Source organism: Variovorax endophyticus (genome assembly GCF_025376855.1).
Lineage (GTDB): Bacteria > Pseudomonadota > Gammaproteobacteria > Burkholderiales > Burkholderiaceae_C > Variovorax.
Window position 1 is genome coordinate 88,787 of the sequence record NZ_JAHUTH010000020.1, and the last position, 12,431, is coordinate 101,217.

General features: G+C 65.3%; 23 protein-coding genes, 1 tRNA gene and 1 pseudogene. 13 read left to right on the plus strand and 12 right to left on the minus strand.

What is annotated here, in order from left to right:
* The 12 genes from rplR (at nt 1) to KV106_RS24565 (ending at nt 6,361) form a co-directional block, all read left to right on the plus strand.
* Entirely contained in the window at nt 1-366 is a 366-nt protein-coding gene (rplR, locus tag KV106_RS24510; RefSeq protein WP_057593190.1) for a 50S ribosomal protein L18, read from the plus strand.
* An 18-nt stretch (nt 367-384) separates the two neighbouring features.
* On the plus strand, nt 385-903 hold the full coding sequence (gene rpsE / locus KV106_RS24515) for a 30S ribosomal protein S5 (RefSeq protein ID WP_057593149.1): 519 nt from the start codon (nt 385-387) through the stop codon (nt 901-903).
* A 35-nt stretch (nt 904-938) separates the two neighbouring features.
* Nucleotides 939-1,124, plus strand: coding sequence for a 50S ribosomal protein L30 (rpmD, locus tag KV106_RS24520; RefSeq protein WP_057593150.1), 186 nt, complete (start codon nt 939-941; stop codon nt 1,122-1,124).
* 11 nt (nt 1,125-1,135) lie between these two features.
* On the plus strand, nt 1,136-1,567 hold the full coding sequence (gene rplO, locus KV106_RS24525) for a 50S ribosomal protein L15 (protein WP_057593151.1): 432 nt from the start codon (nt 1,136-1,138) through the stop codon (nt 1,565-1,567).
* 32 nt (nt 1,568-1,599) lie between these two features.
* Nucleotides 1,600-2,913 (plus strand): preprotein translocase subunit SecY, encoded by a 1,314-nt coding sequence (secY, locus tag KV106_RS24530; protein ID WP_057593152.1) that lies wholly within the window; start codon nt 1,600-1,602, stop codon nt 2,911-2,913.
* Between the two features lie 51 nt (nt 2,914-2,964).
* Complete coding sequence (gene rpmJ / locus KV106_RS24535; RefSeq protein WP_038201958.1) at nt 2,965-3,078, plus strand: 50S ribosomal protein L36; 114 nt, start codon at nt 2,965-2,967, stop codon at nt 3,076-3,078.
* 23 nt (nt 3,079-3,101) lie between these two features.
* Complete coding sequence (gene rpsM / locus KV106_RS24540) at nt 3,102-3,467, plus strand: 30S ribosomal protein S13 (protein WP_013544105.1); 366 nt, start codon at nt 3,102-3,104, stop codon at nt 3,465-3,467.
* Nucleotides 3,468-3,480: 13 nt separating this feature from the next.
* Nucleotides 3,481-3,885: a 30S ribosomal protein S11 gene (rpsK, locus tag KV106_RS24545; protein WP_009124825.1), complete on the plus strand. Its 405-nt coding sequence runs from the start codon at nt 3,481-3,483 to the stop codon at nt 3,883-3,885.
* 130 nt (nt 3,886-4,015) lie between these two features.
* Nucleotides 4,016-4,639, plus strand: coding sequence for a 30S ribosomal protein S4 (gene rpsD, locus KV106_RS24550; protein WP_057593153.1), 624 nt, complete (start codon nt 4,016-4,018; stop codon nt 4,637-4,639).
* Nucleotides 4,640-4,784: 145 nt separating this feature from the next.
* Nucleotides 4,785-5,774, plus strand: a complete 990-nt coding sequence (locus KV106_RS24555; protein ID WP_057593154.1) for a DNA-directed RNA polymerase subunit alpha — start codon at nt 4,785-4,787, stop codon at nt 5,772-5,774.
* Between the two features lie 87 nt (nt 5,775-5,861).
* Nucleotides 5,862-6,263, plus strand: coding sequence for a 50S ribosomal protein L17 (gene rplQ, locus KV106_RS24560; RefSeq protein WP_057593155.1), 402 nt, complete (start codon nt 5,862-5,864; stop codon nt 6,261-6,263).
* A gap of 21 nt (nt 6,264-6,284) precedes the next feature.
* Nucleotides 6,285-6,361: transfer RNA gene (locus KV106_RS24565), tRNA-Met, on the plus strand.
* Here the strand turns inward: KV106_RS24565 and KV106_RS40105 are convergent.
* Nucleotides 6,318-7,433, minus strand: a complete 1,116-nt coding sequence (locus KV106_RS40105; RefSeq protein WP_409976556.1) for a recombinase family protein — start codon at nt 7,431-7,433, stop codon at nt 6,318-6,320. The genes KV106_RS24565 and KV106_RS40105 overlap by 44 nt on opposite strands.
* Here KV106_RS40105 and KV106_RS24575 point away from each other — a divergent pair.
* On the plus strand, nt 7,380-7,517 hold the full coding sequence (locus KV106_RS24575; RefSeq protein ID WP_261212953.1) for a hypothetical protein: 138 nt from the start codon (nt 7,380-7,382) through the stop codon (nt 7,515-7,517). The genes KV106_RS40105 and KV106_RS24575 overlap by 54 nt on opposite strands.
* Before the next feature lie 12 nt (nt 7,518-7,529).
* Here KV106_RS24575 and KV106_RS40110 read toward each other — a convergent pair.
* From KV106_RS40110 to KV106_RS24630, 11 genes and pseudogenes are all read right to left on the minus strand, one after another.
* A pseudogene (locus tag KV106_RS40110) lies at nt 7,530-7,916 on the minus strand (recombinase family protein); the annotation flags it as partial.
* A gap of 132 nt (nt 7,917-8,048) precedes the next feature.
* On the minus strand, nt 8,049-8,450 hold the full coding sequence (locus KV106_RS24585; protein ID WP_261212956.1) for a hypothetical protein: 402 nt from the start codon (nt 8,448-8,450) through the stop codon (nt 8,049-8,051).
* Nucleotides 8,451-8,494: 44 nt separating this feature from the next.
* Complete coding sequence (locus KV106_RS24590) at nt 8,495-10,132, minus strand: DNA cytosine methyltransferase (protein WP_409976557.1); 1,638 nt, start codon at nt 10,130-10,132, stop codon at nt 8,495-8,497.
* An 89-nt stretch (nt 10,133-10,221) separates the two neighbouring features.
* Nucleotides 10,222-10,629, minus strand: a complete 408-nt coding sequence (locus KV106_RS24595; RefSeq protein ID WP_261212961.1) for a DUF4406 domain-containing protein — start codon at nt 10,627-10,629, stop codon at nt 10,222-10,224.
* Nucleotides 10,630-10,654: 25 nt separating this feature from the next.
* Nucleotides 10,655-10,930, minus strand: coding sequence for a hypothetical protein (locus KV106_RS24600; RefSeq protein WP_261212963.1), 276 nt, complete (start codon nt 10,928-10,930; stop codon nt 10,655-10,657).
* 13 nt (nt 10,931-10,943) lie between these two features.
* On the minus strand, nt 10,944-11,201 hold the full coding sequence (locus tag KV106_RS24605; RefSeq protein ID WP_261212964.1) for a hypothetical protein: 258 nt from the start codon (nt 11,199-11,201) through the stop codon (nt 10,944-10,946).
* The gene (locus tag KV106_RS24610; RefSeq protein ID WP_261212967.1) at nt 11,198-11,401 is read right to left on the minus strand and encodes a hypothetical protein; all 204 of its coding nucleotides are present in this window, start codon (nt 11,399-11,401) and stop codon (nt 11,198-11,200) included. The genes KV106_RS24605 and KV106_RS24610 overlap by 4 nt, the downstream gene beginning before the upstream one ends.
* Nucleotides 11,401-11,511, minus strand: coding sequence for a DUF3789 domain-containing protein (locus KV106_RS24615; protein ID WP_261212969.1), 111 nt, complete (start codon nt 11,509-11,511; stop codon nt 11,401-11,403). Before KV106_RS24615 ends, KV106_RS24610 begins: the two co-directional genes overlap by 1 nt.
* On the minus strand, nt 11,508-11,963 hold the full coding sequence (locus KV106_RS24620; protein ID WP_261212971.1) for a hypothetical protein: 456 nt from the start codon (nt 11,961-11,963) through the stop codon (nt 11,508-11,510). Before KV106_RS24620 ends, KV106_RS24615 begins: the two co-directional genes overlap by 4 nt.
* The gene (locus KV106_RS24625) at nt 11,960-12,133 is read right to left on the minus strand and encodes a hypothetical protein (protein ID WP_261212973.1); all 174 of its coding nucleotides are present in this window, start codon (nt 12,131-12,133) and stop codon (nt 11,960-11,962) included. Before KV106_RS24625 ends, KV106_RS24620 begins: the two co-directional genes overlap by 4 nt.
* Nucleotides 12,130-12,405 carry a hypothetical protein gene (locus tag KV106_RS24630; RefSeq protein WP_261212975.1) on the minus strand — a complete coding sequence of 92 codons (276 nt, stop codon included), beginning with the start codon at nt 12,403-12,405 and terminating at the stop codon, nt 12,130-12,132. Before KV106_RS24630 ends, KV106_RS24625 begins: the two co-directional genes overlap by 4 nt.
* Nucleotides 12,406-12,431: the final 26 nt, after the last annotated feature.

Genomic DNA, 12,431 nt, shown 5'->3' on the forward strand with positions numbered 1-12,431 from the left:
ATGTTGACCAAAAAAGCACAGCGTCTCCGCCGTTCGCGCCAGACCCGCATCCGCATCGCGACGCAGGGCGTGGCTCGCCTGACGGTGAACCGCACCAACCTGCACATCTACGCGACCGTCATCTCCGGCGACGGCTCGAAGGTGCTGGCCACGGCCTCCACCGCCGAAGCCGAAGTGCGTACCGCGCTCGGCGGCTCGGGCAAGGGCGGCAACACCGCTGCGGCCACGGCCATCGGCAAGCGCATCGCCGAAAAGGCGAAGGCTGCCGGCGTCGAGAAGGTTGCCTTCGACCGCGCAGGTTTCGCGTACCACGGCCGCGTCAAGGCGCTGGCCGATGCAGCCCGCGAAGCCGGCCTGCAGTTCTAACCGGACACGAGATTCAAAATGGCAAAGATTCAGGCAAGAACGCAGAACGAAGGCCCCGAGGACGGTCTGCGCGAGAAGATGATCGCGATCAACCGCGTCACCAAGGTGGTGAAGGGTGGTCGTATCCTCGGTTTCGCGGCGCTGACCGTGGTCGGTGACGGCGATGGCCGCGTCGGCATGGGCAAGGGCAAGTCGAAGGAAGTGCCCGCCGCCGTGCAGAAGGCGATGGAAGAAGCCCGTCGCAACCTGTTCAAGGCGCCGATCAAGAACGGCACGCTGCATCACCAGGTGCAGGGCCACCACGGTGCCTCGACGGTCGTGATGTACCCGGCTCCCAAGGGTACCGGCATCATCGCCGGCGGCCCGATGCGCGCCGTGTTCGAAGTCATGGGCATCACCGACATCGTGGCCAAGAGCCATGGTTCGTCGAATCCCTACAACATGGTTCGTGCCACGCTCGACGGGTTGAAGAACTCGACGACCGCGTCCGAAGTGGCTGCCAAGCGCGGCCTCACCGTCGAAGAACTCTTCGCCTGAGCGCGAGCTCTTGCAAGGCTGAAGGAAGCATTCAAATGACGACGCAACAACAAACCCTGAAGGTGCAACTGGTCAAGAGCCCGATCGGCACCAAGCAATCGCACCGGGACACCGTCCGTGGCCTGGGTCTGCGCAAGCTCAACAGCGTGAGCGAGCTGCAGGACACCCCCGCGGTGCGCGGCATGATCAACAAGATCAGTTATCTGGTCAAAGTTCTGTAAGAGAGACTGACATGGAACTCAATGGCATCAAGCCGGCGGATGGCGCCAAGCACGCCAAGCGCCGTGTCGGCCGCGGTATCGGTTCCGGCCTGGGCAAGACCTCGGGTCGCGGCCACAAGGGCCAGAAGTCGCGCGCAGGCGGTTTCCACAAGGTCGGCTTCGAAGGCGGTCAAATGCCGCTGCAGCGCCGTCTGCCGAAGCGTGGCTTCAAGTCGCAATCGCTCAAGTTCAACGCCGAAGTCACGCTGGCCGCTCTCGAGCAGCTCGGCCTGGCCGAAGTGGACGTGCTCGCCCTGAAGCAAGCCGGCCTCGTGGGCCAGCTCGCCAAGGTGGTGAAGGTCATCAAGACCGGTGAACTCACCAAGGCCGTCAAGCTGACGGGCGTCGGTGCCACCGCTGGTGCCAAGGCCGCGATCGAAGCGGCCGGCGGCAGCGTCGCCTGATCGACAGACCTTCGGACTGAAAGAAGCTCCTCGTGGCAACTAACGCGGCAACGATCGCAAAGACGGGCAAGTTCGGCGACCTGCGTCGCCGGCTGGTCTTCTTGCTGCTCGCGCTCGTGGTCTACCGGATCGGCGCGCACATTCCCGTGCCCGGCATCAACCCCGACCAGCTCGCGGCGTTGTTCCAGGGGCAGCAGGGCGGCATCCTGAGCCTGTTCAACATGTTCTCGGGTGGCGCGCTGTCGCGTTTCACGGTGTTTGCGCTGGGGATCATGCCGTACATCTCGGCGTCGATCATCATGCAGCTGATGACCTACGTGCTTCCGAGCTTCGAGCAATTGAAGAAGGAAGGCGAGGCGGGCCGTCGCAAGATCACGCAGTACACCCGCTACGGTGCACTGGGTCTGGCGCTGTTCCAGTCGTTCAGCATCGCGGTGGCGCTCGAGTCGTCGGCCGGCCTGGTGATCTCGCCCGGCTTCGGCTTCCGCATCACCGCCATGGTGAGCCTGACGGCCGGTTCGATGTTCCTGATGTGGCTCGGCGAGCAGATCACCGAACGCGGCCTGGGCAACGGCATCTCGATCCTGATCTTCGCGGGTATCGCGGCCGGCCTGCCGAACGCCATCGGCGGTCTGCTGGAGCTGGTGCGTACCGGCGCCATGAACGTGATCATCGCGCTGTTCATCGTCGCGGTGGTGGTGCTGGTCACCTACTTCGTGGTGTTCGTCGAACGCGGCCAGCGCAAGATCCTCGTGAACTATGCGCGGCGCCAGGTCGGCAACAAGGTGTATGGCGGTCAGTCGTCGCACCTGCCGCTGAAGCTGAACATGGCCGGCGTGATTCCGCCGATCTTCGCGTCCTCGATCATTCTGCTGCCGGCGACGGTGGTGGGCTGGTTCAGCACCGGCGAAGGCGGGTTCCGCTGGATCAAGGACGTGGCGAGCGCATTGCGCCCGGGCGAGCCGATCTACGTGCTGCTGTATGCCGCCGCGATCGTGTTCTTCTGCTTCTTCTATACGGCCCTCGTGTTCAACAGCCGCGAGACCGCCGACAACCTGAAGAAGAGCGGTGCGTTCATTCCGGGCATCCGCCCGGGTGACCAGACGGCGCGCTACATCGACAAGATCCTGGTTCGCCTGACGTTGGCCGGCGCGGTGTACATCACCTTCGTCTGCCTGCTGCCCGAGTTCCTGATCCTGAAGTACAACGTTCCGTTCTACTTCGGCGGTACCTCCCTGTTGATCATCGTGGTCGTCACGATGGACTTCATGGCCCAGGTGCAGAACTACATGATGTCCCAGCAGTACGAGTCGCTGCTGAAGAAGGCCAATTTCAAGACTTCGTAAGGCACAGGGCACCGTCCCCCCGCCGGTTGAACAGAGATTTAGGAGAGTGAAATGAGAGTTTCGGCTTCGGTCAAAACCATCTGCCGTAATTGCAAGATCATCCGCCGCAAGGGTGTGGTGCGCGTGATCTGTACCGACCCGCGCCACAAGCAGCGCCAGGGTTGATCAAAGAGTATTAGAGGACGCACATGGCACGTATTGCTGGCATCAACATTCCGCCGCACAAGCACGCTGAGATCGGCCTGACCGCCATCTTCGGTATCGGTCGCACCCGCGCCCGTCAGATCTGCGAAGCGAGCGGCATCGAATATTCGAAGAAGATCAAGGATCTGACCGACGCCGATCTCGAGAAGATCCGCGACCAGATCGCCTTGTTCACGATCGAAGGCGACCTGCGCCGCGAGACGACGATGAACATCAAGCGCTTGATGGACATCGGCTGCTACCGCGGCTTCCGTCATCGTCGCGGCCTGCCGATGCGCGGCCAGCGCACGCGCACCAATGCCCGCACCCGCAAGGGTCCGCGCAAGGCAGCGCAGTCCCTGAAGAAGTAAGGATTGAAACAGCATGGCTAAAGCTCCTGCCAACAACGCCGCACAGCGCGTTCGCAAGAAGGTTCGCAAGAACGTTGCGGACGGCATCGCCCACGTGCACGCCTCGTTCAACAACACCATCATCACGATCACCGATCGCCAGGGCAACGCCCTGTCGTGGGCTTCGTCGGGTGGCCAGGGCTTCAAGGGCTCGCGCAAGTCGACCCCGTTCGCCGCGCAGGTCGCTTCGGAAGTGGCCGGCCGTGCTGCTGTCGAACAAGGCATCAAGAACCTCGACGTCGAGATCAAGGGCCCCGGCCCCGGTCGCGAATCGTCGGTGCGCGCACTGGCTGCGCTCGGCATCCGGATCAATTCCATTGCCGACGTGACGCCCGTTCCGCACAACGGCTGCCGCCCCCAGAAGCGTCGTCGCATCTGAGCGTCAGCCCCCTCAGGCGCAGCCGTTTCAAAGCGGCTGCGCATTTGTTTTTTAACTAAGCCCACCGCCATCGGCGCTCTGTTGTCGATGGCTCCCGCAGGCGACTGCGGCAGCAAACAAAGGAAAAGACGTGGCACGCTACCTCGGCCCCAAGGCCAAACTCTCCCGCCGCGAAGGCACCGACCTGTTCCTGAAGAGCGCCCGCCGCTCGATCCAGGACAAGGCCAAGTTCGACTCCAAGCCCGGCCAGCATGGCCGCACCTCGGGTCAGCGCACCTCGGACTACGGTCTGCAGCTGCGTGAGAAGCAGAAGGTCAAGCGCATGTACGGCGTGCTCGAGAAGCAGTTCCGCCGCTACTTCGAAGAAGCCGATCGCCGCCGTGGCAACACCGGCGCCAACCTGCTGTTCCTGCTCGAGTCGCGCCTGGACAACGTCGTCTACCGCATGGGCTTCGGCTCGACCCGCGCCGAAGCGCGCCAGCTCGTGTCGCACAAGGCGATCACGGTGAACGGCCAGTCGGTCAACATCCCGTCGTACCTGGTGAAGACCGGCGACGTGATCGCCGTGCGCGAGAAGTCGAAGAAGCAGAACCGCGTCGTCGAAGCGCTGCAACTCGCCCAGCAAGTCGGTATCCCCGGCTGGGTCGACGTGAATGCCGACAAGGCCGAAGGCACCTTCAAGAAGGTCCCGGACCGCGACGAGTTCGCCGCGGACATCAACGAATCGCTGATCGTCGAACTGTATTCGCGTTGATTTCCACTCCCGCACCGCGCAAGCGGCGGCGGGAGTCCTGTTTTTGTTGTTCCCGTTCCTGGTTCGTGCCGCACGCGCGCTGCGGGCCAGGCGCTTCACCAGCCTTACCGGTGTAACGAGCCGGGGGTATTGAGAGGAAGTCTGCATGCAAACCACCCTGCTGAAACCCAAGACCATCCAGGTCGAGCAACTCGCGGCCAACAAGGCCAAGGTGACGCTCGAGCCTTTCGAGCGCGGCTACGGCCACACGCTCGGCAACGCGCTGCGTCGCGTGCTGCTGTCGTCCATGGTCGGTTATTCGGCCACCGAAGTCACGATCGCCGGCGTTCTGCACGAGTACTCGTCGATCGATGGCGTGCAGGAAGACGTCGTCAACATCCTGCTGAACCTCAAGGGCGTGGTGTTCAAGCTCCACAACCGCGATGAAGTCACGCTGAGCCTGCGCAAGGACGGCGAAGGCGCGGTCCTGGCATCGGACATCCAGACCCCGCACGACGTCGAGATCATCAATCCCGACCACGTGATCGCCCACCTGTCGCAAGGCGGCAAGCTCGACATGCAGATCAAGGTCGAGAAGGGCCGCGGCTACGTGCCCGGCACGATGCGCCGCTATGCGGACGAGCCGACCAAGTCGATCGGCCGCATCGTTCTCGATGCTTCGTTCTCGCCCGTGAAGCGCGTGAGCTACACCGTCGAAAGCGCCCGCGTCGAACAGCGCACCGACCTCGACAAGCTGCTGGTCGAAATCGAGACCAACGGCGCGATCACCGCCGAAGACGCCGTGCGCGCCTCGGCCAAGATCCTGGTCGAGCAGCTCGCCGTGTTCGCGCAGCTCGAAGGCGGCGAACTGGCCGCCTTCGATGCCCCGGCACCGCGCAGCGCACAGCAGTTCGACCCGATCCTGCTGCGCCCGGTCGACGAGCTCGAGCTCACCGTGCGTTCGGCCAACTGCCTGAAGGCCGAAAACATCTACTACATCGGCGACCTGATCCAGCGTACCGAGAACGAGCTGCTCAAGACCCCGAACCTGGGTCGCAAGTCGCTCAACGAAATCAAGGAAGTGCTCGCCTCGCGCGGCCTGACCCTGGGTATGAAGCTCGAAAGCTGGCCGCCGGCCGGCCTCGACAAGCGTTGATTTTTTTAACGGCCCTCTGAAAAGGGCCAGTGCACCGGGCAGTACCTGACACGGCTGCCCGTTCTTCAAAAAGCAAAGGAAAGCACCATGCGTCACGGACACGGACTCCGCAAACTCAACCGCACCAGCTCGCACCGCCTCGCGATGCTGCAGAACATGATGAACTCGCTCATCGAGCACGAAGTCATCAAGACCACGGTCCCCAAGGCCAAGGAACTGCGCCGCGTCATCGAGCCGATGATCACGCTCGCCAAGAAGCCCACCGTCGCCAACAAGCGCCTGGCCTTCGACCGCCTGCGCAGCCGCGACTCCGTCGTGAAGCTGTTCGGCGAACTGGGCCCGCGCTTCGCCGCGCGTCCCGGTGGCTACACCCGCATCCTCAAGATGGGTTTCCGCGTGGGCGACAACGCGCCGATGGCGCTGGTCGAACTCGTCGATCGCCCTGAAGTGAGCGAAGTTGCTGCCACCGAGCAGAACGCCGCGGAATAAGTGCTATAATTTATCTCTTGCCGCGCGATGGAGCAGCCTGGTAGCTCGTTGGGCTCATAACCCAAAGGTCGCAAGTTCAAATCTTGCTCGCGCAACCATCATTAGAGACGTCCCGCCAGCAGCTGCTACGAGCAGTTGCTCGGCGGGATTTTTCATTCGGGCCCAGCTCTCGCCGGTGTCCGCGTCACGCAGCAGCGTGACCGAGCCGAGCAGGCCCGCGATGACGGGCCTGGCCTGCGACACAGTGGTCGCATCGCCGCTCAGCGTCTCCTTCAGGTTCATGACCAGCTGCCGGTAGCGCGCAGCGATCTCGCCGGCGCTGGCCAGCGGCGCGGGCGACTGTTCCAGCGTGGCCTGCAAAGTCTTCCGCTCGAGCTCCGCATCGCGAAGGCGTGCCGCCAGTGCCTCGCTTGCGCCAACGGCGACGATGGCATCCACGATGCGCTGTATCTCGCGGTCGAGCTCAACGCCGCGCCGGCGAGCGGCCGCCTGCGCACGCTCCTGCCCGCCATCCAGCTCGGCCAGCAGGCGCTTGACGGTGGTCTGAACCTCGGCGAGTGCTTCCGGGCTGAGCAGATCCTCGCGCAGCTCTGCCAGCAGGCGCTGGTCGACATCGGTCCGGCGCCAGGTTGCCGAGCTGCCGCACGCGGTCGGTCCCTTGTCTTTGTGCGCGCTGCAGCCGTATCGGCTCCCATTGATCGCCGTGATGGGACCGCCGCACGCGTCGCAGCGGAGCAGGCCACCGAACAGCGTGCCATGCGGGCGGCCGCGTGTCGGATTGCCGCGCTTGAGTTCGTTCGGGCGGGTCTGGTCCCAAAGCGCCTGGTCGATGATGCGCAGGTCCGGCGATTCGCGCACGAGCCATTCTTCGCGAGGCCTCGCCACCGGTAGGCGCTTCCCCGTGTCCGGGTCCTTGAGCCACTGGCGCCTGTTCCACACGAGGCGGCCGATGTAGATCTCATTGTTGAGCAGGCCGTCGCCCATCTTGGCATTGCCCACCAATGCGCTGGCGGCCCAGCCGTTGCCGCGCGGGCTCGGCACGCCTTGAGCGTTCAACGTGTAGACGATGCTGCGCAGCGTGACGCCGGCGGCAACCTGCTCGTAGATCCAGCGCACATGCTTCGCCTGCTCTTCGTCGATCACGATGCGGTGGCCACCCTCGACCGGCACGCTGGTGTATCCGTAGGTCCGTCCGCCCGCGGCCATACCGCGCTCGAACTGTCCCTGCAGGCCGCGGTGAGTTTTTTTGCGTAGGTCATCGAGGTACAGCTCGTTCACCAGCCCGCGCGCGATGCGCATCACCTTGCGGCCGGCGGCCTGGGTGTCGTAGCCGTCTGCGGTGCCAATAAGGCGGATGCCTCGGTGCTCCAGTCGCTTGACGGTGCGCTCTTGCTCCGCCAGGTCGCGGGTGATGCGGTCGAGCCCTTCGACGATCAAGACGTCGAACCGATCGGCCAGCGCGTCGGCCAGCAATGCCTTTCCGCCAGCGCGCAGAGCCACAGGCGTCGCGCCGCTGATGCCTTCGTCGGCGTGGACCATCGCGATCGTCCAGCCCTCGCGAGCAGCGCGCTCGCGGCACGCGCGTAGCTGGTCCTCGATGCTGTTCTGGCTCTGGTTGTCAGTGCTGTATCGGGCGTACAGGCAGGTTCGCATGTCGTTCTTGGATGGTCTGGTTGACGAGTTGACGGGCGATGATTTCGACCAGCCGAGAACGAGCGGCGGCGCGGTCTGCTGGGTGGCGCATGGTAGCCGCGCCCGGATTTCGGGCCGGCACAGCTCGTTCTTTCACCGGCTGGCCTCCTCGACCACGCGCACCGAAGAAGCGCAGAACCGCTCGACGCGTCGAATCAAACCCATCCATCCGAGGTCTTGCCAGTGGCGGTGCATCCATGTCAGATCATCGCCCGCCTGCATCGCACGATCGAGTTCGTCCTCTTCGGCGATGCACAAGACTCGCACGCCGCCAGCGGAAGGAATGCCGGTGGCCTCGCTCCATTCGTCCACCTCGATGGCAACGCGGCCGCCGCACTCCGGGCAGGCGAATCGCTCGGGCATGCGGTAGTGCTTCCAGCCGGCAAGCGCGATCGGTGGAAGTCCACGCGCGCGGCGCAGCCGCTGAAAGTCAGACGCGACGTGTGCTTTCTCCGCCTCAACCCGCTCATCGATGAAGGCATCGATGCGGCGCATGGCAGCGCTGCAGCGGCGGTCAAGGCTGAATGCCGGGCGGCTCTTCATTGCGTGGCACCTCCGGGCAGGCTCAGCGCGACAGCGACATTGCGCACCCATATCGGCGTGCTGCCGAGCGCGAAGGTCTCGCCGCTCCACGCGAGCATGAGCGTACGCCCCATCTCCTCGGCGATCGCCGTTGCCGCTGCTGGCGGGACAGCATTGCCGATGCGCTCGCGCCAGGCCTGATCGCTCAGCCCGTCGAGTTCGAGCTGTTCCTCGGGATCGACCAGCGACTGCAGTGCGGCAAGCTCCAGCGTGGTGAAGGGCCGGTGCCATGTACCGTCCAGCGCCTCGATGCGGCACACCATCTTCTCGGCCTGCGCTGGCATCGGCCTTGGATCGGCAACGCTCCATCTGCCGTTGTCGTGGCATGCCGACGCGCTAACTGCGCCGCTCAGGCCCTCCCACGCGATGACACCGTAGTGGCCCCCCGTCAGGTAGGCATCGCCCGCGGAGCGGTGCATGTCCGGCCGGGGGTCAGCTACCGAGAGCCATCCGCCCTGCACGCCCTTCCCCCCTGCGATGACAGCGCGCGAAGATGCTTCCCAGTCTTCGACGACGAGGTTGTTGCTGTGGCGTTCCCAGCCCGGCCGCGGGTCCGCCACTGCCTGCCCGGTGCCGTGCGCACTGGTCACTGCATTGGATGCTCCGCCCCAGTCAACGATGCGGAACTCGTTCGAATGCTTCGCAGGCCCGGCATGGCGAGGATCGGCCACGCTGTAGGCACCCTGAAGCGGGCCCTGTTGACCAGCGATCGCGCCGGTGCTGTCTTCCCACCGCCGAACGCCCAGCGCCTGACCATCCTTCCACAGGTGCGACTGCACGAAGCGAATGTCATCAACCGCGACCGCCGCCGCCGGCAGCTGCCGCGCGATCGCGTAGTCGCGCAGGTAGCCGTCCTCCACAGCCAAGCCGTTCAGGCTTCGCCAGTCGCCGCCGGCTCGCACGAACGCGAGCCGAACCCACGTTTTCCACTGGAGCGACGGAACGCGGTGCATCGGGCCGGCGCGCAGATCGCCAGGCAGCAGCATGCGGCCCAGCACGTCGCCTACGGCGCGCAGCGACTTCTTCGCCGGTTCGTAGAGGAACGGCGCGACCTTGCCGACGTGGCGAGCCACCAGCAGGAATCGCTTCCTGCTCTGTGCCAGGCCGGCCAGCTCGCCACAGTCGTGCGTGGTCTCCGCGACCGCATAGCCATAGGCGCGCAACAGGTCGCCGATCTGATCTAGCAGATGGCGGCCACGCGTCGCGATCCGCGGCACGTTCTCGAAGAGCAGCAACTCGACCGGGTCATCCTTGTACGCTTCGAGCAGCAGCCAGATGCCGCGCAACGTCAAGCGGTTGAGCGCCTGATATTTTTCGGTCTTGCTCTTGCCCTCCGCGAGCAGGCCGCTGAAGCCCTTGCAGGGGGCCGAGAGAAAAACGATGTGCGGCCGCTCGTGATGGAAGGCCGCGTGTATGTCCGCCGGCGTGGCTTCGCGCCAGTCGGCGGGAGGCTGCACGCCATGGAACGCGATGTATTGATCGCGGTCGAACATATCCAGCACGGTGCCGGCCACGCCCGCGGCGCGCGTGAAGTCTCGGATTGCCGCGGCGTCGTTGTCGATGCCGCCGGCGCAGCGGAAGCGTGCGCGCTGCATCCCGAGCTTCGGCCTCGCCGCGTTGAAGCCCTTGGCTCCGCCGCCCAGGCCGCAAAACAGGTGGCCATGCAGGATTTCAATGGTGCTGTTCACTGCCGCGCCTCCTGCACAGTGGCTTCGGCGCCTTCGGCCAGCGTGACGACCAGGCCCAGCGCGCGCGCGATGTGATGCTCCAGCGTTGCGCCCGTGCTTCGCGACCAGCCGGGCAGCAGATGGATGCGGTCGCAGGTCACGAGCTGCGCGATGTCGGCGCGCATGCATGCGCTCCAGCCGGCGCTGGGGTCGACGTTGATCTCGGCGGGGTTGATGACGAACAGCCCGGCGGCGCGCAGTGCGGCGGCCTCGGTCTGGAACGCCGGGAAGTTGAGTTCGGCGTAGCCGGTCATCGGCCCAGCGACATAGACGCGATGCACGGGCGGCAATGCACAGGCGAAGGAGATGTCTCGCTCGTGCCCGAGGTCGACGCCGATGAACGTGGGAGTTGGCTTGGTGGTCATAGTCTCAGCGGTTGAGGTGAAAAATTCAGTCGTCGTCGCGCTCGCCCGAGGCAGCGCGTTTGCGATCGAGGAAGGGCACGCCAGCGGGAGGCGGCTGGAAGGTGGGCCGCGCGCGGGAGCGCGATGCATGCGCTGTGGCAAGGTCGGCGGCGCTCGGGTGCGCGACTGCAAGTCGCACAAGGCGACCACGGCGCGCGTCCTGCATCACGACGTCAAAGCCATCGGTCCATCCGAAGCGCTGCGCCATGCGCGCGCACGCATCGCGCAGCTGCTGTTCGGTGGGATCGAGTGGCGAGGCCATTGCAGTGGGGACCTCAGTGCCAGGCCGGCATGTCGAGGTGCCGAGCATTCGGGCCACAGCTGCCGAACGTCGAGCGCGCGACGTCGACGGGTTGCGGACCGCCGGCGAGGCGCGTCGCGGCGCTGTCGCAGAGCAGCTGCTGCCGCTCCGACATCGAGTGCATGCACAGCTCGCATGCTCGAAACGGAGTGGCCAGCGATGACCTCATCGGCGTCCCGTGGCCGACGCAAAGCGGCGACACGGCCATGATGGTGATGGTCGATGCGTTCACGCGCGCGATCCTTTCGCAGTGCGAGCGATCAGCTCTTGCATGCGCGCGTTGACCGCGTCCATCAGTCGAAGGTCGCCGAACTGGTCGCGTGCCTCTGCGAACATGTCGGCGAGCAGCAGCAGATCGGTAGTTCCAACCAGCCGCAGCAGGAAGTCGACCTCGGGCGGTGGCTTGAGCTTGAAGAAGCGAACGCCGAACATCAGTCCGTCCCCTCCACTCTCTCGCTCCCAGCCACGCGCATCAGGCACATCACTGCAACGCCGATGAACGTGCCAACGATCAGGCCGACGAAGAAGGAGAGCGCGTTCATGCGCCGCTCCCAGCCGCCCTGGCTATGACTTCTTCGATGTCAGCCTCGGCATTCGTCGCGCTCATGCGCCACGCGCCAAGCGACTCGGAACCGAAACGGCGCTGATGCAGCAGGTTCGACTTGATGACCTTGAGCGCGCCGAGGATCGCGCGCTCGCGGTCCGCCAGCGGTGCCGTCGTGTGCTGCGCGGTGCGCACCAAACAAAACCCTTCGCACTCGTCGCACTGGCCGCCCGGCGTGTGTCGCACGGCGCGCGCCTCTCCATCGAATGCACCGGTAGCCTCAGACAGAAGAAGCCGCGACAGCTCAACGACGTCTCGAATGCGTTGTTGGAACTCGCCGGTGTATTGCCCCTCGACAGTGGCAAGCAGCGAGCGCGCGCGCCCGAGCGCGTCGACGAGGCCGCGCTCGCGGTGCGTCAAAGTCGGCGGCGTGCGCCGTGCGGCACTCATCGCGTCGCCCATCCCAAGATGCTCGGGACCAGCAGCGCCAGCACGATCAGCGCGCTGGCCACGACGGCGATGCGATCCGCGAACCTCTTCGCGCGTGCCTTGCGCTCGGCGCGCGCTTCGAAGGTCTTCACGGCCTGAATGTCGTGATGGTTCAGACGGTGCGCGTTCATGCCGCCTTCCTCCGCGGCACCTCAACGACGCGCAGGGCGGTCGACGGGAACATGTCGGCCTGCGACTCGGGACGGGCGCCGGCGCGCCGCGGCTTGCGCCGGCTGGCCGCCTGGCTCGCGAGCAGATTGCGCACGCGCTCGATGGTGGCGGCCACGTCGGTGGCGCAGGCCGGCAGGTAGGGCGCGGTGATGTGCACCTTGTGCGCCATCGGGGGAACGTAGGGCTTGTGCTGCGCGATCGGAACGACGGCGGCAGTGCTGGTGCGTGGCATGGTGATGCGGCTCCGGTTGGTGGTTG

Excerpts from the sequence above, each read along its gene's own strand:
- rplR (WP_057593190.1), top strand. The coding sequence starts at position 1 with ATGTTGACCAAAAAAGCACAGCGTCTCCGCCGTTCGCGCCAGACCCGC.
- rpsE (WP_057593149.1), top strand. The coding sequence starts at position 385 with ATGGCAAAGATTCAGGCAAGAACGCAGAACGAAGGCCCCGAGGACGGT.
- rpmD (WP_057593150.1), top strand. The coding sequence starts at position 939 with ATGACGACGCAACAACAAACCCTGAAGGTGCAACTGGTCAAGAGCCCG.
- rplO (WP_057593151.1), top strand. The coding sequence starts at position 1,136 with ATGGAACTCAATGGCATCAAGCCGGCGGATGGCGCCAAGCACGCCAAG.
- rpmJ (WP_038201958.1), top strand. The coding sequence starts at position 2,965 with ATGAGAGTTTCGGCTTCGGTCAAAACCATCTGCCGTAATTGCAAGATC.
- rpsM (WP_013544105.1), top strand. The coding sequence starts at position 3,102 with ATGGCACGTATTGCTGGCATCAACATTCCGCCGCACAAGCACGCTGAG.
- rpsK (WP_009124825.1), top strand. The coding sequence starts at position 3,481 with ATGGCTAAAGCTCCTGCCAACAACGCCGCACAGCGCGTTCGCAAGAAG.
- KV106_RS24555 (WP_057593154.1), top strand. The coding sequence starts at position 4,785 with ATGCAAACCACCCTGCTGAAACCCAAGACCATCCAGGTCGAGCAACTC.
- rplQ (WP_057593155.1), top strand. The coding sequence starts at position 5,862 with ATGCGTCACGGACACGGACTCCGCAAACTCAACCGCACCAGCTCGCAC.
- KV106_RS24575 (WP_261212953.1), top strand. The coding sequence starts at position 7,380 with ATGCTTCGCCTGCTCTTCGTCGATCACGATGCGGTGGCCACCCTCGAC.
- KV106_RS24585 (WP_261212956.1), bottom strand. The coding sequence starts at position 8,450 with ATGCGCCGCATCGATGCCTTCATCGATGAGCGGGTTGAGGCGGAGAAA.
- KV106_RS24590 (WP_409976557.1), bottom strand. The coding sequence starts at position 10,132 with ATGCAGCGCGCACGCTTCCGCTGCGCCGGCGGCATCGACAACGACGCC.
- KV106_RS24595 (WP_261212961.1), bottom strand. The coding sequence starts at position 10,629 with ATGACCACCAAGCCAACTCCCACGTTCATCGGCGTCGACCTCGGGCAC.
- KV106_RS24600 (WP_261212963.1), bottom strand. The coding sequence starts at position 10,930 with ATGGCCTCGCCACTCGATCCCACCGAACAGCAGCTGCGCGATGCGTGC.
- KV106_RS24610 (WP_261212967.1), bottom strand. The coding sequence starts at position 11,401 with ATGTTCGGCGTTCGCTTCTTCAAGCTCAAGCCACCGCCCGAGGTCGAC.
- KV106_RS24615 (WP_261212969.1), bottom strand. The coding sequence starts at position 11,511 with ATGAACGCGCTCTCCTTCTTCGTCGGCCTGATCGTTGGCACGTTCATC.
- KV106_RS24620 (WP_261212971.1), bottom strand. The coding sequence starts at position 11,963 with ATGAGTGCCGCACGGCGCACGCCGCCGACTTTGACGCACCGCGAGCGC.
- KV106_RS24625 (WP_261212973.1), bottom strand. The coding sequence starts at position 12,133 with ATGAACGCGCACCGTCTGAACCATCACGACATTCAGGCCGTGAAGACC.
- KV106_RS24630 (WP_261212975.1), bottom strand. The coding sequence starts at position 12,405 with ATGCCACGCACCAGCACTGCCGCCGTCGTTCCGATCGCGCAGCACAAG.